The organism is Antiquaquibacter oligotrophicus (genome assembly GCF_020535405.1).
Classification (GTDB): domain Bacteria; phylum Actinomycetota; class Actinomycetes; order Actinomycetales; family Microbacteriaceae; genus Rhodoglobus; species Rhodoglobus oligotrophicus.
This window is the reverse complement of sequence record NZ_CP085036.1, coordinates 342,983-361,513: the sequence shown is the minus strand read 5'-3', so window position 1 is coordinate 361,513 and position 18,531 is coordinate 342,983. Positions and strand designations below refer to the sequence as shown.

The window sequence follows — 18,531 nt, the reverse complement described above, 5'->3', positions numbered from 1 at the left end:
GCGAAATCCGCCGATCATGAGGAGGACACCATGCACAAGAAGCTCGCCGCCGGCCTTGCAGCCGGTGTTGTTGCCGCCGTGGGTTTCGCGGCCCCGGCTCAGGCGATTTCCGATTCGACCGCAGACCTGTACATCCTGCATGCCGTTCCCGACCTGCCCGTCGATGTCTGGGTCAACGGTGAGGTTCTCCTCGAGGACTTCACTCCGGGAACCCTCACGGATGCCGTCGACCTGCCCGCTGGCGACTACGAGGTCGTCATCACGGCGGTGGATGACCCGATCACGAGCCCCGCAATCGGACCCGTCACCCTTCCGCTCGCCGCGGGCACGAGCTACACGGCCGTCGCTCACCTCGCCGAGGACGGCACGCCGACGGCGACTCTCTTCACCAATGACCTCGCCACCCTTCCGGCTGGTGAAGGCCGGCTGACCGTTCGCCACGTTGCTGCGGCCCCCGCGGTGGATGTTCTCGCCAATGGCGCCGTCGCATTCAGCAACCTGAGCAACCCGAACGAGGCCAAGGCAAACCTTCCGGCGGGAACGATCGAGGCCGCCGTCGCCGCAGCGGGCACAACCGACCCGGTCATCGGGCCGGCACCTGTCGACGTGCAGGAGGGTGTGAACACGATCGTCTACGCGTGGGGCAGCCTCGAGGACGAAAACCTCGACCTCGCCGTGCAGACCATCGGTGGACTGCACTCGACCCCCGACGGAGTGAACTCGGGTACGGCGGGCCTTGCCGCAGACCCCGACCCCGCATCGGTTGCCGTCGGCGTTTCCGCAGTGCTCGCCCTCATGGCAGTCGTAGGAATCGCCATCGTTCGGGCTCGCCGCGTCGAGTCAGCTCGATAACGTCTCGACCGCACGACCCCGCATCACAACCTGCATCACAGGAAGAACAGGAGGAGAGCCATGATGAAGCCACTCGCGCTTGCCGTCGCGGCCCTCCTCCTGCTCGCGGGATGCTCGGCGCCCTCCATTGCGGAGGGGCCGAGCATCCCGTCGACGGCCACACCGACTCCTGCGCCGACGCGCGAGGGTGAACCGATCGGCACGCAGAGCGCCGCTCTCTCGTCTGTGCGTGTTGCGGTACCGCCCACGCGCGTGCAGGCGCCGTCGGCGGGGATCGACGTCACCGTGGTGCCCGTCGGCGTGCAGCCCGACGGGTTTATGGAGCTGCCGCCGGATGTCTCGATCGCCGGCTGGTACAGATTCGGGTCAGACCCCGGGAGCGAGGCGGGCACCACGGTGATTTCCGCGCACGTCGATTCGCTCGAGTACGGGCTCGGTCCCTTCTCCGCGCTCAGGTCGTTAGCCGGGGGTACGGTCATCTCGGTGACGAGCTCGGATGGGTCGGTGCGTGACTATGTCGTCGAATCGGTGCAGAGTCTCGCGAAGGACGACTTGCCCGTCGACCATGTCTTCGACCGCGAGGGCTCGCCCCGTCTCGTCCTGATCACGTGCGGCGGGCAATTCGACCGCGAGCAGTTGCGCTATTCCGACAACATCATGGTGACGGCGGTGCCGGTTCCATGAGTACACGCCGTGACGAGGCGAGCCGGCACGACGATGATCGGCTGACTGAGGCATTCCGCCGTGGCGACGAACGAGCACTCGCGCGCGTCTACGAGCGTTGGGCCCCGCTTGTCTACACCCTCGCCGTTCGGTCGCTCGGCGATGTGAGCGACGCCGAGGATGTCACCCAGAAGACTTTTGTCGCGGCCTGGACCGGCCGAAGCGGCTACCGATCCGATCGGGCCAGTCTCTCCACCTGGCTGATCGCGATTGCGCGCAACAAGATCGCAGACACGCACGAGGCGCGCGCCCGCATCCGTCGGCTCCACGAGCAATTGACCTCCGTCTCTACCGAGAGTGAATGGACGGTCGAACCTCCCGATGTGGCGGAGACACTTGTGGTGGCCGATGAGATTGCCCGGCTCGAACCCGACGCGCAGCGCGTGATGCGGCTCGCGTTCTTCGATGACCTCACTCATCAGGAGATAGCGGCTCGACTCGAGATGCCCCTCGGCACCGTCAAAAGTCACATCCGGCGTAGTCTGCACCGGATGCGCGAACGTCTGGAGGTGACCCATGCACCACATCGACCCTGACGATCTCGCAATCATCGCGCTCGGAGAGACGACCGGGATGGATGACCAACTCGGTCACCTCGCGGACTGCCCGACGTGCGCGTCCGAGGTCGAGATCCTCGCTCGCGCCGCGCGGGTGGGTCGCTCCACCCTGGATGCGGAGCTTCTCGTCCCTTCCCCTCGTGTGTGGGAACGCATCGTCGCGGAGGTCGCCGACGCGGCTCCCGCTCCGGCCGCGGTTACGCCCCTACGCCGTCGCTCGTGGATTCCCCTTGTCATTGCCGCCGCCCTGGCCGTGATCCTGGGCGCTGGCGGAATTGCGACGTGGCAGATGTTGCGGCCCGTCTCATCGGTGGTGCTCGCATCGGCGACGCTCGACGCGTTTCCGGACTGGCCGGGTGCTCGCGGGGAGGCACTCGTCGAGGAGAGCCCGGACGGCGCCCGGGTCGTGCGGCTCGACATCGACGTCCCCGAGGAGAGAAACGGCTACACCGAGGTGTGGCTCATCACGTCGGATGCCACCAAGCTCGTCAGCCTGGGAACGGTCCAGGGCACGTCGGGTGTGTTCCCCATCCCGGATGGCATCGACATCTCCGAATACGATCTCGTGGACGTGTCTGCCGAGCCCCTCGATGGGGATCCAGCGCACTCCGGGGACTCGATCGTGCGGGGTCAGCTCACGATCTCGTAGAGCCGATCATCCGACGGGGAGTTCATCGAGCTGCACCGCGAGCTTCTCGACGTAGTCGCGGAACGACTCCTCGGTTGTGTCACCGTACGTTCCGAGAGAAACGCGGACAACGATGTTGCCGCGTTGGAGGTCGGCCGAGTAGTAACGACTCTCGAACGGCGAATCCTCGACCCAACCGACCGCCGCGACGCTCGGCGGAAGATCGAACGCCGGCGCGGCCGTGACATCGGCTGTCCAGTATTCGGCGCCGCTTCCCATCTCGTAGGTCGAGCACTGCGAGACCATATCGCTCAGAGAACTCATGTGCGCCTCGGCACTCGCCGAATCGTCGAACAGGCGAGCAGATTCCTGAAGCGATGACTCGTCGTTGCTCGTGAGGTAATAGCCCAAATACCCGATGGTGCCGCCGTCCTCGGGTCGTGTGCCGATGGGCACCGCAACCGGCACACGGATGTTCGTGACGAAGCACTCGTCGGGTGCTCCCTCTCCCTCGTCCCAACCGCGAGCGGCGTAGCTGTACTCCTTGCGTGGGGTGCTGTCTTCGTAGTCGCCCCACCACTCGGTCTGGTCGAAACCCATCTCGGCATAGGTGTCGCTACTCAGGCCGATGTCGCCAAATGTCTCGAGTTCGAAGCACGACTCCGGGCATTCGAGTGGCGTCTCGGCAACAGCCGGGCCTGGCGAGCCCTCGACGAGCGGAAGGATCTCCGCGGTGCGCTCATCCCCGCCGCTCGCGTCCATCGACTCGACGACGCGCTCGGCAATGAAGTAACCCGCGACTCCCAACCCGACAACAACGAGTGCGCTCGCGGCAACGATGCCGATCACGAGACCGACACGTCGTCCAGCACGCCGAGGCGGCGGGGAGTACGGAGCATAGGTGGGCGGAGTTGATGGCGGAGGGAGCGCCGGTCCCGGGGGTGTGGGCGGAGGGAACGTCGAATCCGGGGAGGGCATCGGCGGTGGAAACGCATCGCCCGGTGGTGTCTGATCGCTCATCTGTGCATCCTTCTCAGCAGCTCGCGCCAGGCTAGCAAGATCTGACCGGGCCTCATGACCGCGGGGGCGGTAGCATCCGGTCATGCCTTCGCGACCGTCGTCATTGCTCCGCGCGTTCGCGCTCGGTCTCACCGTCTCCGTTCTCCTCACCGGGTGTTTTTGGAATGCCGAACGTCGGCTGGAGGAGGATGTCGTCGACGAGCTCACCGACGCGGAGTTCTACGACGTTCCCGACGACACACCGGCAGGGCAGCCGGGAGAGATCGTGCGTACCAAACCGATCCTCTCGGCTCCGCTCGGTTCCCTCGCCTGGCGGATCATTTACCACACGACAGACTTGGCGGGCGAGGACGTGCTCGCTTCTGCGGTGCTCGCGATTCCCGACCTGCCGGCGCCAGACGATGGCTATCCGGTCGTGTCCTGGGGGCATCCCACAACGGGAGCGGCACGGGACTGCGCACCGTCGCTCCTCTTCGATCCGTTCCTCATGATGACGGGCATCCACGAGTTCCTTCTGGCCGGTCACGCGGTCGTCGCCACCGACTATCCGGGGATGGCGGTGCCCGGCGACTCCTCGTATCTCATTGGGGTCACAGAGGGCAACAGCATGCTCGATGCGGTGCGCGCAGCCCGCAACCTCGATCCCTCGATCGGCGCGGATGTCACGCTCTGGGGTCATTCGCAGGGTGGGCAGGCCGCCCTCTTCGCCGCCCAGCAGGCGGCCGCCGGGTATTCCCCCGATCTGACGATCACCTCGGTCGCAACGGCCGCCCCCGCCGCGGATCTGTCCCAGCTCATGACGGACGACCTCGAGTACATGGAGGGTGTGACGATCGCGTCCTACGCCTTCCCGTCCTACGAAGCCGCCTACGCTTCCCGATACTCGAAGGACGAGATTCGATCCGTGTTGACCGATGCGGGGGCATCGGCGGTGGACGAGCTCGCAAGTCTGTGTCTTCTCACCCAGGGCGACCAGTTGCATTCGCTTGCGCGACCGCTCATCGGATCCTTCGTCTCGAGCGACCCGTCGACGACGGAGCCGTGGAAAACGATGCTCGCGGAGAACAACGCCGGCGGTTCACCCATCGATGTACCCATCTTCATTGGGCAGGGGCTCGCCGACACCACGGTCGACCCGACTTCCACCGAGAGTTTTGTCGAGTCGCTGTGCGCTGCGGGGGAGTCCGTCGACTACCGCACCTATGAGGGGATCTCCCACCTCCTCGCCGCAGACGCGTCCATGCCGCATGTCCTGTCGTGGCTGCGTCAGGTTGAGTCCGGAGAAGCCCCCTCTACGTGTTGACCTCCGGAGCGAAACCCTGCACGGGCGCTTCGGACACGGAGTGGAGGCTTGTTACGGTCGCGAATCCCTCGGCCAGGAGCGCGGCGTCGCTCCCGGCATCCTGATCGCCCGGGGGTTCGGCTACCGACAGACGCACCCCGCGTCCTTCCGCGTCGCGCCCGTCGGTCATGGTGGTTTGCACGATTCCGAACGTGGCTAGGTCGGCGTCGCGCAAAATCGTCACGGATTCGGTGTTGGGCACGTTGAGGTTGAGCACGGTGCCCGCCGCGGACTCGAGAAGCCTCGGCACAAGCGCGCGCACGTGCGGTGCCGCGGCACCCCAGTGTTCGGCGAGTGGATCGATCCCGACGTCGAGAGACACGGCAAGCGCCCGCGCGTGATTGACTCCCGCCGTGAGAGCGGCACCGACCGTCCCGGAGTGCAGGATGATGTGCCCGACGTTCGCTCCGCGGTTGATTCCCGAGAGCACGAGGTCCGGTGGCGCCCCGAAAGCGCCGTGAGCGGCAACGAGAGTGACAAGTGCCGGGGCGGCATCCACGGCGAAGCACCGGATGCCCGGGAGCGCCGGTAGCTCTCGCTCGGTGAACGCAATACTCCCGTCCTCGTGCGCGCCGAGGATCGACGCGCTCGCTCCGCTGTACTGGATGCTCGGTGCCGCAACCGTCACGTCAAGGCCGAGGGAGTGCGCGGTGTTCGCCAACTCCCACAACCCCGGAGAGTCGATCCCGTCATCGTTGGTGATGAGCACATGGGTCATGGTGTTTCTCCTTCGCTCGTGTCGTTCGGGCCCGTGACCTGGCGCACGTCGACGAGTTCGGTAAATCGGGCAATGGTTTCTGCGTCTCCCGTCCCGAGGCCGTGCCGTGTCACATTGAGCGCTCCCGCCGCGGCTCCGAGCCGCACGGCTTCCTCCGGTGTGCTTCCTCGTCCGAGGGCGGCCGCGATTCCTGCGGTGAGTGAGTCGCCGGCACCGCGATGGTCGGCGACTTGCATGTGCGGAGTGGACACTTCGCTGAGTACGTCTTCGGCCAGCAGGAGGAGCGGTTTCTCCGCTCTCGTGACAACGATCACCTCGACTCCGGACTCTCGCATGCGAGCGATGGCCGTGCTGATGTCGTCCGTTGTCGATTCTGTGATGAGTCCGTCGGCGAGGAGTTCTTCGTCACTCACTTTGACGAGGTACGCTCGGCCCTCGATCGCGGCGACCAGTCGTTCGCCCGCCAGATCAACGATCACGCGACGCCCCGTTTCACGAAGGTCCGATGCGAGCCTGCGATAGACCTCCGCGGGGAGCGCATCGTCGCTCGCGGGTCCGGAGAGAATCGCGAGGTCGGCATCGAGTGCGGCCCCGATCACGTGCCCGTACACTTCGTCGAGCTCGTGTCGCGAGAGGGAGTCGCCGCCCGTCTCGACCATCGTCGCGCGCTCGCCGCTCCGGCGATCGTGAATGTATGCACCGCCCCGACCCGGCCGATCCACCGCGATGACGTCGATTCCCTCGTCGTTCAGGAGGTGTTTCTGCACGACACCCGTTTCGCCTGTGAACACGCCGCACAGGGTGACGTCTGCGCCGAGTTGGCGCAGCATCCTCGCTTGCCACACTCCTTGACCACCGGGGTGGACGTGTACGTCCGGCTCGCCGCTGTCCGCATCGCCTTCCACGGTTATGGTGAGTACGGGGGAGGGGGCGAAGATGACCACTCTCATGCACTCGACGCTACGATTTCGCGCGCCGTGCCGGTAGGCCTTGCGGGTGGGAATAGATAGCGGCTATGCATGGTTGACCCCGATAATCAATGCAAACGCATGAATATCAAGCCTCACAGGAGCACACAATGCAGTTCGGAATCTTCACGGTCAGCGACATCACGACCGATCCGACAGACGGCACAACGCCGAGCGAGAACGAGCGGATCAAGGCCAGTGTCGCCATCGCCAAGAAGGCCGAGGAGGTCGGACTCGACGTCTTCGCCCTCGGTGAGCACCACAACCCGCCCTTCTTTTCCTCGAGTCCTACGACGACACTCGCGTACATCGCGGCTCAGACCACGACACTTCAACTGTCGACCGCGACGACACTCATCACTACAAACGACCCGGTGAAAATCGCCGAGGACTACGCGATGCTCCAGCACCTCTCGGGTGGGCGCGTCGACCTCATGATGGGTCGTGGAAACACGGGCCCCGTGTACCCGTGGTTCGGCAAGGACATCCGCGACGGCGTCGACCTCGCGATCGAGAACTACGCCCTCCTGCGCCGATTGTGGAGCGAGGACGTCGTCGACTGGCAGGGGAAGTACCGCACACCGTTGCAGGGGTTCACGTCGACCCCGCGCCCGCTGGACGGAGTTGCGCCGTTCGTGTGGCACGGCAGCATCCGCACTCCGGAGATCGCTGAGCAGGCCGCCTACTACGGTGACGGGTTCTTCGCGAACAACATCTTCTGGCCGAAGGAGCACTACATGCGCCTCATCGGCTACTACCGTCAGCGCTTCGAGCACTACGGTCACGGCACCGCGGCGCAGGCGATTGTCGGTCTCGGTGGTCAGGCGTTTATGGCGAAGAATTCGCAGGACGCGAAGAACCAGTTCCGCCCGTACTTCGACAATGCCCCCGTGTACGGTCACGGCCCGACGATGGAGGACTTCACCGAGCAGACCCCGCTCGTGGTGGGAAGCCCGCAGGAGGTCATCGACCGCTACGCGGCCATGCGCGAGTACTACGGCGACTACCAGCGTCAGCTCTTCCTCGTCGACCACGCAGGGCTGCCGCTCAAGACGGTGCTCGAGCAGCTCGACATCCTGGGTGAGGAGGTTGTCCCGGTGCTCCGAAAGGAGCTCGCGGTGAACCGCCCCGCCGAGGTCCCGGATGCCCCCACCCACGCATCGCTCGTGGCAGCCGCTTACGGCGACGGCCCGGTGCGCGAGGCTCGCCCCAACGCCAACCAGGGCGACAACCTCTCGGGTAGCCGCCCGTATCAGGACTCGCCGGCCCCCGCCGGGTCGTCCTTCGGTCCAGCAGCGACGAGAAAGGCAAGCTGATGACAGAGAACACCACACGCAAGATCACCGTTGTCTCGTCCGGCCTCAGCCAGCCGTCGTCGACGCGGTTGCTCGCCGACCGTATTGCGACGGCGACGGCATCCGCCCTCGACGGCAAGGGTGTGACGACGGAGATCACCGTGATCGAGCTGCGCGATCTCGCTCAGGACATCACTAACAACCTGCTCACAGGGTTCGCACCCCCGCGTCTGCAGGCGGCAATTGACACACTCACGGAGTCCGACGGCCTCATCGCTGTGACACCGGTCTTCACGACGAGTTACAGCGGTTTGTTCAAGTCCTTCGTCGACGTGCTCGACCCGCAGTCGATCACGGGTCTGCCCGTGCTTCTCGCGGCGACGGGAGGCACGGAGCGGCACTCGCTCGTCATCGACTACGCGATGCGTCCGCTGTTCACCTACCTCCACGCGGTTCCGGTCTCGACGGGCGTGTACGCCGCCTCGTCGGACTGGGGTAGCGCGGAGGATGCGCTTCCCCGTCGCATCGAGAGGGCCGCGAGCGAGCTCGCCGCCCTCGTCGAGGCAAGCGACCGCTCGCAGCACATCCGCGATCCGTTCGCTCTGCCGGAGGGGTTCAGCCCGGTGGGTGGCTTCGGAGCGCAGTAGGTCATCACGTGGTGCGGCCCGGTTCGGACTCTTCCGAGCCGGGCCGCGTCCGTGTTACCGCCCTGGCCGACCAGCGCGCGGTCACCGCGTCGATCGTCACGCCGAGGGTGATCGCCACGGCCACCGACACGACGATCGCCAGAACGGGATTCTCGGCCAGCCACACTCCGAAAAGCGCTCCGATCACGGAGTTGTACAGAGCCCAGCCCGCTCCGGCGATGACGGTGAGGGGCAAGTATCGCCGATACGGGAATCCCGTTGCGCCCGCCGTGAGATTGGTGGCGATCCGGGCGAAAGGAATGTAGCGAGCGGTGAGGATGACAGCGGCTGGTCGGCGTTCGAGAGCCCCGGCCGCGTACGCGATCGCGGCGGCAACCTTGGGGCGGCGCATCCACGCAAACCGTGTGGTGCCGAGCCTCCTTCCGATCGCAAAACACAGGTTGTCCCCGATGATCGCGCCAACGGTTGCCGTGGGCAGGAGCAACCAGAGCGCCGGTTGTCCGGTCGAAAATGAGAGCGACGCGAGGGCGACAACAACGGTCTCGCTCGGCACAACAACGGTGAAGGCGTCCGCGACAACAAGGACGAGGACCACGGGGTAGAGCCACGGAGCAGACGCCACGGAGGTCATCCAGTCGAGCACTGCATCCATGCGCACAGTGGTACCTCGCCAAGGTGAACAGTCGGGGTTCACTAGGGTCCGCCACGCCGCGGCTGCTAGCATTACTGAGGTTGTTTGCGGATTTCCGTATCATGGCAACCGGAGCAGGCTGGCAAGAAGCTGGTCATCGGTGGTGAACTACCAGGCGCAGATCTGGTGCTTTTCTACTGTTGACCAGAGCAGTGCCGCACTACGGCACACATGCCACAGCGCCCCTCCTCGACGAGGTCGCGCCGCTTTCTGCCTCCTCCTGCTTCGTCATTCGTGACAACGCCGATGAGTCGCGCACCACACGGGTTCGCGACGTAAAACAAAGGAGATAACCCCTTGGAGGGTCCCGAAATCAAGTTCGCCGAAGCCGTCATCGATAACGGCAAGTTCGGCAAGCGTGTCGTCCGGTTTGAGACCGGCCGCCTCGCACAGCAGGCACAGGGCGCCGTCGCGGCGTACCTCGACGAGGACACGATGATTCTCTCCGCGACGAGTGCCGGAAAGCACCCGCGCGAGGGATTCGACTTCTTCCCGCTCACGGTCGACGTGGAAGAGCGTTCCTACGCTGCAGGCAAGATCCCCGGAAGCTTCTTCCGTCGCGAGGGTCGCCCCTCGACCGAGGCCATCCTCGTGTGCCGTCTCATCGACCGCCCGCTGCGTCCGACCTTCGTCGAAGGTCTGCGCAACGAGGTCCAGATCGTCATCACGGTGCTCTCGATCGCACCCGACGAGTTCTACGACGCGCTCGCCATCAACGCGGCATCCGCGTCCACGCAGATCTCCGGACTCCCGTTCTACGGCCCCGTCGCCGGTGTTCGCCTCGCGCTCATTGGTGACCAGTGGGTTGCCTTCCCCAAGTTCTCGCAGCTCGAAGAGGCAGTCTTCGACCTCACCGTCGCCGGTCGCCTGGTTACCGACGCGAACGGCAACGAGGACGTCGCGATCATGATGGTCGAGGCAGAGGCCACCGAGGTGAGCTGGGACCTGATCAAGGCCGGTGCGACCAAGCCCGACGAGGCCGTTGTCGCCCAGGGCCTCGAGGCATCCAAGCCCTTCCTCAAGGAGCTCATCAAGGCCCAGGAGTCGCTCGCAGCACAGGCTGCCAAGCCGATCCAGGACTTCCCGCTGTTCCCGCCGTACGCGCAGGAGACCTACGACGCCGTCGCCGGTTTCGCCTACGACGAGCTGGGGGGTGTTTATCGGATCGCGGACAAGATCGAGCGTCAGACCGCTGACGACGAGCTCAAGGGCCGCGTCAAGGAGCACATCGCCGCGAAGGTCGCCGCAGAGGAGCTCCCCGAGTCCGCGCTCGCCGAGATCGGCGCAGCGTACAAGTCGGTCTCGAAGATCGTCATGCGTAACCGCGTCCTCACCGAGGGCATCCGTATCGATGGCCGTGGGCTCGCCGACATCCGTGCGCTGGATGCCGAGGTCCAGGTCATTCCGCGTGTGCACGGTTCCGCGATCTTCCAGCGTGGTGAGACCCAGATCCTGGGTGTCACGACGCTCAACATGCTCAAGATGGAGCAGCAGATCGACTCGCTCTCGCCGGTGACGAAGAAGCGCTACCTGCACCACTACAACTTCCCGCCGTACTCGACCGGCGAGACCGGACGCGTCGGCAGCCCCAAGCGCCGCGAGATCGGCCACGGCTTCCTCGCTGAGCGCGCCCTCGTTCCCGTTCTGCCGCCTCGCGAGGAGTTCCCCTACGCGATTCGCCAGGTCTCTGAGGCGCTCGGCTCCAACGGATCGACGTCAATGGGCTCGGTGTGTGCATCGACTCTGTCGCTGCTGAACGCCGGTGTGCCGCTTCGCGCACCCGTCGCCGGTATTGCGATGGGTCTCATCTCCGACGAGGTTGACGGTCAGACCCGCTACGCGGCGCTCACCGACATCCTCGGTGCCGAGGACGCGCTGGGCGACATGGACTTCAAGGTTGCCGGTACCTCCGAGTTCGTCACCGCCATCCAGCTCGACACGAAGCTCGCGGGACTGCCCTCGAGTGTTCTCGACGGCGCGCTCAAGCAAGCCAAGGAGGCTCGCACCGCGATCCTGTCGGTTATCAACGCCGCGATCGACGCGCCCGACGAGATGGCGCCGACCGCGCCGCGTGTAATCAGCGTGCAGATCCCCGTCGACAAGATCGGTGAGCTCATCGGCCCGAAGGGCAAGACGATCAACCAGATCCAGGACGACACCGGCGCCGACATCTCGATCGAGGACGACGGCACCGTGTACATCGGTGCCGTGGACGGTCCGTCGGCCGAGGCGGCTCGCGCCGCGGTCAACGCGATCGCGAACCCGCTGAACCCCGAGGTCGGCGAGCGGTTCCTCGGAACCGTCGTCAAGCTCGCGACATTCGGTGCGTTCGTCTCGCTCACCCCCGGCAAGGACGGCCTCCTGCACATCAGCGAGGTCCGCAAGCTCGCCGGCGGTAAGCGCGTCGAGAACGTCGAGGACGTCCTCTCGGTCGGCCAGAAGATCCAGGTCGAGATCACCAAGATCGACGACCGTGGAAAGCTCTCGCTCGCCCCGGTTCAGGAAGAGGCTGAGGCTGCGGACACCGATAGCTCGGCTGCCGCATCCGAGGGCCCCGAGGCTCCCGCGGAGGGCTGATCCCACCAACGAACGAAGGCCCGTCTCCTTGTGAGGCGGGCCTTCGCCGTTAACGGCGCGACTGCCACGGGTCTGTAACGATTCGCCTGTCGCTCCCCGTGTTGAGCACTCGTCGCCTTACTCTGGTCCTGACCGAGCAGGCACCGAAACGGCGGAGTCGATGTGACGAACGTGCACCAGGTGAGCGTGGCGGAGGCCACGGGGGAGTCGCCCGCCGTCTTACGCGGGCCCGCACGTCATCGAACGGTCGGGGCATCCACCCTTCAGGTTTTTCCCTTCGCCCTCAGCGGCAATGTTTTCGGGTGGACTGCAGACGACGCTCAGACGGATGCCATCCTCGACGCGTATCGCGGATTCGGTGGCAACTTCGTGGACACGGCCGACTCCTACTCGTCGGGACGCAGCGAGACGATGATCGGCAACTGGATGCGTCGTCGACGCAATCGCGCCGACATGATCGTTGCAACGAAGGTCGGCAAGTCGGCCGACAACCCCGGGCTCCGGGCCCGCGTGCTCACGCGCGCGGTGGAGGCGTCCCTCACACGTCTCGGCACCGACTGCATCGACCTGCTCTACCTTCACATCGACGACACGACTGTCGAGTTCGAGGAAACACTTCTCGCTGTCGACGAACTCATCCGCAAAGGCAAGGTGCGCTACTTCGGTGGCTCGGATCACACCGGTAACCGTCTGATCGAAGCCCGCGTGGCATCCGCCCAGCTCGGTGTCGCGCCCATGGTCGCCCTCCAGAACCACTACAACCTGGTTCATCGCGACGAGTACGAAGGCGATCTCGCTCATGTCGCCTATCAGCAGGGCCTCGGCGTGATGCCGAGGTTCGCGCTGGCAAGTGGATTCCTCACCGGCAAGTACCGATCACGCGCGGATGTCGCCCAGTCGGATCGCCGAGGTGAAGTGGCGCGGCTGCTCGGCCGCCGGGGACTTCGAGTGCTTGCTGCTCTGGATTCCGTCGCCGAAGAACAATCCGCCAAACCCGGTGCCATCGCTCTTGCGTGGCTGTTGACGAAGCAGAACGTTGTGGCGCCGGTTGTCTCAGTTCGGGATGCCGAGCAGTTGGCCGATCTGGAGCCGGCTCCGCTGATCCGGCTGACCCGCCACCAGGTGGCCGTTCTCGACCGAGCATCCGCCTAACACGAATATCGACGAATCTCAGCGTGCCTTAGGCCGCGATTCGAGCATCCGCGATGACGTGCGCGACGATTCGGTTCATGGCCGCCGTGGCGGCGATCGAATCGCCAGCGTAGCCGCCGGAGAGGGCGCCGTCTCGAGCGAGGAGTAGTTCATCGGCTGCGTCGCCGGGCACAGGATGCCCGAGGTCGCGCAGAAGCGCGGCGAGTGTGTCGACGTACCACTCGCGGTGGTCCCTGACGATCACTCGCACGGGGTGTGCGGGGTTCGGGAACTCCGCGGCGGCATTGATGAACGGGCATCCGCGGAATCCGGGCGACGAGATGAGTTCGGCAATAGACGCGACGAAAGCACGAACGGCTGCCTCGGGCGTCGGGGCCGACGAGATGAGGTCTTCGAGGGCGCGCTTCTCGGAGCGGTGACGCCCCGAGATGTACTCGATGATGAGGTTGTCCTTGGCGCGGTAGTGCTTATAGAAGGTCGCCTTGGTGACGCTCGAGGCTGCGATGATGCGGTCGACTCCCACGTTGCGGATTCCGTCTTCGTAGAAGAGCACGTCGGCGGTCTCGAGGATCCGCCCCTTCGCTGGAGCGCGCTGTGTGGTCGGAGCTTCCTCTACAACCATCACAGCGCGACTCCTTTTGCGGGGGACTGCATAACCGCCTCGGGGGTGACGGTGATGCGGGGCTTCGGGTGCCCGTATATCACTGTACACGAAAGGAGGACAGACAGACCAGTCTGTTTGTCCTCCTTGCTGTCCCCAAAGTGGGGGACTCGTGCGGTGTGGCCCTTCCCAGCGCCCCTCCCCAGGCATGACGTAGGCTCGACTCCGATGACTGGCGCAGTACCTCTTCCCCTCGATACATCCGAACTCCGATTCATTTCCTCGGGGGATGCGCTCGTTCGCCGCACCGTCCTGCCGAGCGGCGTCCGCGTCCTGAGTGAGAGTGTGCCGGGCGCGCGCAGCGCCACGGTTGGCTTCTGGGTTGCGGTCGGCTCGCGCGACGAGACGCCGGGGTCGTACGGCTCGACCCACTTCCTCGAGCACCTGCTGTTCAAGGGCACTCCAAGCCGCAGCGCCCTCGATATCGCGATTGCCTTCGATTCGGTTGGCGGTGAGCACAACGCGCTCACGGCCAAGGAATACACGTGCTACTACGCGAAGGTGCAAGACCGCGACCTCCCCATGGCGATCGACGTTCTCGCCGACATGTTCACCTCGTCCCTCATCGACTCCGCCGAATTTGAGACCGAGCGCGGTGTCATCCTCGAAGAGTTGGCCATGGCGGACGACGACCCGTCGGATGTCGCGAGCGAACGGTTTTTCGAAGCGGTGCTGGGCGATCATCCCCTCGCGCGGCCGATCGGCGGAAGCCCGGAGTCGATCCGCGGGGTTGGGCGCGATGCCGTTGTAGCCCACTACCGCGCCAACTACCGACCACAGGATCTCGTGATCACGGCCGCCGGCGCCGTCGACCACGACATCCTCGTCGCTCGCACGGTTGCCGCGCTTGCCCAGGCGGGATGGGACCTCTCGGCCGAAGCACCACCCGTGGAACGGCGCGTCGGCGGGGGAGAGCCCGTCACGATCGGGAGCCCGCTGGTTGTCGTGGAGCGTCCGCTCGAACAAGCGAGCCTCATCCTGGGCTTCCCCGGTATCGCGGCATCCGACGAACGCCGCACCGCCCTCGCGGTCGTGAACTCGATTCTGGGCGGCGGCATGTCGAGCAGGCTCTTTCAGGAGATCCGTGAGCGTCGGGGTCTCGCCTACTCCGTCTACTCCTTTGCCGCGAGCTACTCCGACGCGGGTGTGATGGGTATGGCGGCTGGATGCTCGCCCGCACGTGCTGGCGACGTCGCGGAGCTCATGCTCTCCGAACTCGATCGTCTCGTCGCCGACGGTGTGAGCGACGATGAGATCTCCCGCGCCGTCGGACAGATTGCGGGTAGTTCGGCGCTCGCTCTCGAGGACTCGGACTCGCGTATGTCGAGGCTCGGTCGCAGTGAGCTCACGCTCGGGGAGTTCATCGACCTCGATGAGTCCCTCCGACGTCTCGACGCGGTCAGCGCTGCGGACGTCCTCGACCTCCTCCATTTCCTTCGTGCCCAGCCGGCGTCCCTTTCCGCCGTCGGCAACGTACGCGCCGACTCTTTCTCTGGCCTTGCGATGACGCCGGGCCTTCTTCCGCAGTAACGAAACACATCGAGGTGCCAGTCATGGCTCACTATCTCTACCTTGTCCGTCACGGCGAACAACAGGACGCGCAATACGGCCTGCCCGACGGGCCGCTCAGCCCCCGCGGCGTGCGACAGGCGCGAGCGATTGCTGAACGGCTGGGCGGTGTTCCCTTTGCTCGCGCGTGGCATTCTCCGCTCCAGCGCGCCGAAGAGACGGCGGCGATCATGACCGAGCGGATGCCCGCCCTCCAGTCTGTTCCGAGCGCCCTGCTGATGGACTGCATCCCGTCAGGGCCCGAGCCCTCAATGCCTCCGGCGTTCGAGCCGTTCTTCGGGGGAGTGACCCCTCAGGAGATCGATGCGGGTCAGGCGCAGATGGCCGATGCCGTTTCGGAGTTCCTCGCGCCGGCGCGCGAGGACCGACACGACCTCCTCATCACCCACAACTTTGTGATCGCGTGGTTCGTGCGTGAGGTGTTCGGCGCCCCCGCGTGGCGGTGGCTCGGCATCAACCAGGCCAACTGCGGCCTGACCATCATTCGGGTCAGAAGTGCCAAGCCTCCCGTGCTCGTGACCCACAACGATCTCGGCCACCTTCCGCCAGAGCTCCGAACCGGCCTACCGGTCGACCAGCCGTTCTGACGCGCGAGGCGTCCGCGCTCGATTGATAGATTGGCTGCCATGCCTACTCGTGTCGCCATCGTCGGATCATCGGGACGGATGGGAACGCTTATTTCGGCCCTCGTCGAAGCGGACCCGGAATTCGAGCTCGTCGCCCAGATCACCTCACGTGACTCGCTCGAGGCAATCGAGGGTGCAGATCTTGTCGTGGACGTCACCGTTCCCGTCGTGTCACAGCAGGTCGTCGAACGCTGCGTCGCACTCGGAATCAACGTGCTCGTCGGCACGTCCGGCTGGTCGAGCGAGCGACTGGCGGGCATCCGTCGGCTCCTCGGTGCCGAGCCGGAGTCGGGTGTCGTCGTCATCCCCAACTTCTCCCTCGGCTCCGTGCTGGCAACGTCCCTCGCGACACACGCCGCAAAGTTCTTTGACTCGATCGAGATCGTCGAGGCCCATCACGCGTCGAAGGTCGATTCTCCTTCGGGCACCGCCGTGCGTACGGCCGAACTGATGGGCGCCGCTCGCGAGGACCTCGGCCCCGTGGCCGCACCGCACGTCGATCAGCGCGCACGCGGCCAGCAGGTTGCGAGTATCCCGATTCACAGCGTTCGTATGCAGGGTGTGTCGGCGCGACAGGATGTCTATTTCGGTGGCGAGGGAGAGCGTGTGACCATCAGCCACGAGACCCTGTCGCGCACCTCGTACCACACGGGAATTTCCGTCAGTCTTCGCGCGGCGCGAGAAGCAAAGGGGCTCACCGTTGGCCTCGACAAGCTCATCGATGTCGGCATGCCTTCGCACGAGCGCACGTGATCTCACGTATCTCCGCGGTCGTTATGGCCGTGCTCCTCGTGCTCTACCTCGTGGTCGTGACGCAGTACGCGATAGCGCTTCTGGGCTCGGGCGACGGCGTGGCCGTCGCGATGGGTGCTGCGCTCATCGTGCTTCCCCTCGTGGGTGCGTGGGCGCTCATCTCCGAAGTCATTTTTGTCAGTCGGGCACAGCGACTCGTCGCGCGGTTGGGAGACGAGGGTGGACTTCCCGTCGACGACCTGCCCCGGTTGCCGAGCGGTCGGATCGATGCTCGTGCAGCGGACCTGGAGTTTCCCGTCTATAAGGCCGCCGTTGAAGCCAATCCGGAGTCATGGCGAGACTGGTTGAGGCTGGGACTCGCCTATGACGCGAGTGCCGATCGACGTCGCGCGAGATGGTCGGTGCGCCGAGCTATCGCGCTCGAGCGGCGCCAAAGGCCCGCTCGATAGCGTCCTTGTGCGTTCGGTCTCGGAACACGAAGCCATCCTGCTCGAGCCGCGTAGGAGCCACGCGTTGACTCGCGAGGAGAAGGTCTCGACCGGCGTCGCCGAGAGCTGAGAGCGCAAACGTGGGCACGGCAAAGGGATGCCATCTCCCCAGCGTTCTCGCGAGCTGCTCGGTGATCTCGCGCGACGTTGCAGGCACGGGGCCGGCCAGGTTCACGGCCCCGTCCATCGTGGAGTCGAGAAGATGCCGAATCGCCGCAGCCTCGTCGTGAAGGCCGATCCACGGCCAGAACTGTTTACCCGAGCCGAATCGCGCACCAAGGCCGACGCGAGTCAGAGCCAACAGCGGAGTGAAGGCGCCGCCGTGACCGACAACAACTCCCGTGCGGGCGAGGACCACGCGTGTGCGCTCCGACGCCGGCTTCGCCGCTTCTTCCCACGCGGAGACGACATCGCTCAAGAAGCCGGAGCCCTTGGGGGATGCCTCGGTGAGACTTTCCTCACCTCGATCTCCGTAGAAGCCCACCGCCGAGCCGTTCACGAGCACCGTGGGAGGAGAGTCAGCTCGAAGGATCGCGTCGACAATGGTCTGAGTCGCCAGAACTCGCGATCGAAGGATCTCCGCCTTGTATCCGTGAGTCCAGGGCTGCCGACCCGTGCTGGCGCCGGAGAGGTTCACAACGGCGTCGGCACGCTCGACTGCCGACTGGTCGATGACTCCATCCGCGGGCGCCCACGCAAACTCGCCGGGCGTTCTCGGCGCTCGGCGCACAAGGCGCAGGACCGTGTTTCCCTGAGACTCGAGCTGGCGACAGAGTTCCGACCCGATGAAGCCCGATGCGCCGCTGACGAGGACCGTCCGCCCCGAAGGGGCCATTAGGCCAGGCTGGCTTCGAGGGTGATGGGGATACCGGCGAGTGCGCGGGACACGGGGCATCCTGCTTTCGCCTCTTCGGCCAACCGCTGGAAGTCCTCGTCGGAGAGACCCGGAACCTTCGCGCTCACGAGCAGGTGGCTGCCCGTGATGCCCTCGGCGGGGTCGAACGTCACTGCCGCGGTCACCTGAAGACTCTCCGGTGCCGTTCCGTTGCCGGCGAGAGCGTGCGAGAACGCCATGGCGAAGCACGCGGAGTGGGCGGCGCCGAGCAGTTCCTCGGGGTTGGTCTTGCCGGCCTCACCCGTTGATCGCGCTGCCCAACTGACGGGGAACTCCGCCGCGTCGGAGGAATCGAGGGACGTGGTCCCCGATCCGCTCATCAGGTCGCCGAACCAGAGGGTCGTTGCTTCGCTCGTCACTGACATCTGT

Annotated in this window: 20 protein-coding genes; 13 read left to right on the top strand and 7 right to left on the bottom strand. The window is 65.5% G+C overall.

The window, feature by feature from the left end; translation table 11 throughout:
- Positions 1-30: 30 nt before the first annotated feature.
- From LH407_RS01800 to LH407_RS01785, 4 genes are read left to right on the top strand one after another with little or no spacing between them, the layout of a single operon-like run.
- Complete coding sequence (locus LH407_RS01800) at positions 31-852, top strand: DUF4397 domain-containing protein (RefSeq protein ID WP_322133001.1); 822 nt, start codon at positions 31-33, stop codon at positions 850-852.
- Positions 853-912: 60 nt separating this feature from the next.
- On the top strand, positions 913-1,536 hold the full coding sequence (locus LH407_RS01795; RefSeq protein ID WP_322133002.1) for a class F sortase: 624 nt from the start codon (positions 913-915) through the stop codon (positions 1,534-1,536).
- Positions 1,533-2,111 carry an RNA polymerase sigma factor gene (locus LH407_RS01790; RefSeq protein ID WP_322133003.1) on the top strand — a complete coding sequence of 193 codons (579 nt, stop codon included), beginning with the start codon at positions 1,533-1,535 and terminating at the stop codon, positions 2,109-2,111. Before LH407_RS01795 ends, LH407_RS01790 begins: the two co-directional genes overlap by 4 nt.
- The gene (locus LH407_RS01785; protein WP_322133004.1) at positions 2,092-2,781 is read left to right on the top strand and encodes an anti-sigma factor; all 690 of its coding nucleotides are present in this window, start codon (positions 2,092-2,094) and stop codon (positions 2,779-2,781) included. Before LH407_RS01790 ends, LH407_RS01785 begins: the two co-directional genes overlap by 20 nt.
- Before the next feature lie 6 nt (positions 2,782-2,787).
- Here LH407_RS01785 and LH407_RS01780 read toward each other — a convergent pair whose 3' ends face one another.
- Positions 2,788-3,780, bottom strand: a complete 993-nt coding sequence (locus LH407_RS01780) for a hypothetical protein (RefSeq protein ID WP_322133005.1) — start codon at positions 3,778-3,780, stop codon at positions 2,788-2,790.
- An 82-nt stretch (positions 3,781-3,862) separates the two neighbouring features.
- Between LH407_RS01780 and LH407_RS01775 the strand changes: the two genes are divergently transcribed.
- Positions 3,863-5,083: an alpha/beta fold hydrolase gene (locus LH407_RS01775; RefSeq protein WP_322133006.1), complete on the top strand. Its 1,221-nt coding sequence runs from the start codon at positions 3,863-3,865 to the stop codon at positions 5,081-5,083.
- Here the strand turns inward: LH407_RS01775 and surE are convergent.
- Together surE and LH407_RS01765 are read right to left on the bottom strand one after the other, a co-directional pair.
- A complete protein-coding gene (gene surE, locus LH407_RS01770) occupies positions 5,073-5,840 on the bottom strand; it encodes a 5'/3'-nucleotidase SurE (protein ID WP_322133007.1) in 768 nt (255 codons plus the stop codon). The genes LH407_RS01775 and surE overlap by 11 nt on opposite strands.
- Complete coding sequence (locus LH407_RS01765) at positions 5,837-6,790, bottom strand: 1-phosphofructokinase family hexose kinase (RefSeq protein WP_322133008.1); 954 nt, start codon at positions 6,788-6,790, stop codon at positions 5,837-5,839. Before LH407_RS01765 ends, surE begins: the two co-directional genes overlap by 4 nt.
- Before the next feature lie 128 nt (positions 6,791-6,918).
- Between LH407_RS01765 and LH407_RS01760 the strand changes: the two genes are divergently transcribed.
- Entirely contained in the window at positions 6,919-8,124 is a 1,206-nt protein-coding gene (locus tag LH407_RS01760; RefSeq protein ID WP_322133009.1) for an LLM class flavin-dependent oxidoreductase, read from the top strand.
- Positions 8,124-8,750 (top strand): FMN reductase, encoded by a 627-nt coding sequence (locus tag LH407_RS01755; RefSeq protein ID WP_322133010.1) that lies wholly within the window; start codon positions 8,124-8,126, stop codon positions 8,748-8,750. Before LH407_RS01760 ends, LH407_RS01755 begins: the two co-directional genes overlap by 1 nt.
- A gap of 4 nt (positions 8,751-8,754) precedes the next feature.
- Here the strand turns inward: LH407_RS01755 and LH407_RS01750 are convergent, their stop codons facing one another.
- A complete protein-coding gene (locus LH407_RS01750) occupies positions 8,755-9,402 on the bottom strand; it encodes a DedA family protein (RefSeq protein WP_322133011.1) in 648 nt (215 codons plus the stop codon).
- A gap of 336 nt (positions 9,403-9,738) precedes the next feature.
- Between LH407_RS01750 and LH407_RS01745 the strand changes: the two genes are divergently transcribed.
- Positions 9,739-12,018: a polyribonucleotide nucleotidyltransferase gene (locus LH407_RS01745; protein WP_322133012.1), complete on the top strand. Its 2,280-nt coding sequence runs from the start codon at positions 9,739-9,741 to the stop codon at positions 12,016-12,018.
- Between the two features lie 162 nt (positions 12,019-12,180).
- A complete protein-coding gene (locus LH407_RS01740; RefSeq protein ID WP_322133013.1) occupies positions 12,181-13,170 on the top strand; it encodes an aldo/keto reductase in 990 nt (329 codons plus the stop codon).
- A 28-nt stretch (positions 13,171-13,198) separates the two neighbouring features.
- Here the strand turns inward: LH407_RS01740 and LH407_RS01735 are convergent, their stop codons facing one another.
- A complete protein-coding gene (locus LH407_RS01735; protein WP_322134912.1) occupies positions 13,199-13,792 on the bottom strand; it encodes a TetR/AcrR family transcriptional regulator in 594 nt (197 codons plus the stop codon).
- Positions 13,793-13,999: 207 nt separating this feature from the next.
- Here LH407_RS01735 and LH407_RS01730 point away from each other — a divergent pair, with 207 nt between their 5' ends.
- The 4 genes from LH407_RS01730 to LH407_RS01715 are packed head-to-tail and all read left to right on the top strand — an operon-like array spanning position 14,000 to position 17,228.
- A complete protein-coding gene (locus LH407_RS01730) occupies positions 14,000-15,361 on the top strand; it encodes a M16 family metallopeptidase (RefSeq protein WP_322133014.1) in 1,362 nt (453 codons plus the stop codon).
- Between the two features lie 23 nt (positions 15,362-15,384).
- Complete coding sequence (locus LH407_RS01725; protein WP_322133015.1) at positions 15,385-15,987, top strand: histidine phosphatase family protein; 603 nt, start codon at positions 15,385-15,387, stop codon at positions 15,985-15,987.
- Positions 15,988-16,026: 39 nt separating this feature from the next.
- Positions 16,027-16,779 carry a 4-hydroxy-tetrahydrodipicolinate reductase gene (gene dapB / locus LH407_RS01720; protein ID WP_322133016.1) on the top strand — a complete coding sequence of 251 codons (753 nt, stop codon included), beginning with the start codon at positions 16,027-16,029 and terminating at the stop codon, positions 16,777-16,779.
- Positions 16,776-17,228: a hypothetical protein gene (locus LH407_RS01715; RefSeq protein ID WP_322133017.1), complete on the top strand. Its 453-nt coding sequence runs from the start codon at positions 16,776-16,778 to the stop codon at positions 17,226-17,228. The genes dapB and LH407_RS01715 overlap by 4 nt, the downstream gene beginning before the upstream one ends.
- On the opposite strand, the gene LH407_RS01710 is transcribed toward LH407_RS01715, so the two are convergent.
- Together LH407_RS01710 and LH407_RS01705 are read right to left on the bottom strand one after the other, a co-directional pair.
- Complete coding sequence (locus tag LH407_RS01710; RefSeq protein ID WP_322133018.1) at positions 17,191-18,102, bottom strand: TIGR01777 family oxidoreductase; 912 nt, start codon at positions 18,100-18,102, stop codon at positions 17,191-17,193. The genes LH407_RS01715 and LH407_RS01710 overlap by 38 nt on opposite strands.
- Positions 18,102-18,527: an OsmC family peroxiredoxin gene (locus LH407_RS01705; protein ID WP_322133019.1), complete on the bottom strand. Its 426-nt coding sequence runs from the start codon at positions 18,525-18,527 to the stop codon at positions 18,102-18,104. The genes LH407_RS01710 and LH407_RS01705 overlap by 1 nt, the downstream gene beginning before the upstream one ends.
- Positions 18,528-18,531 lie beyond the last annotated feature (4 nt).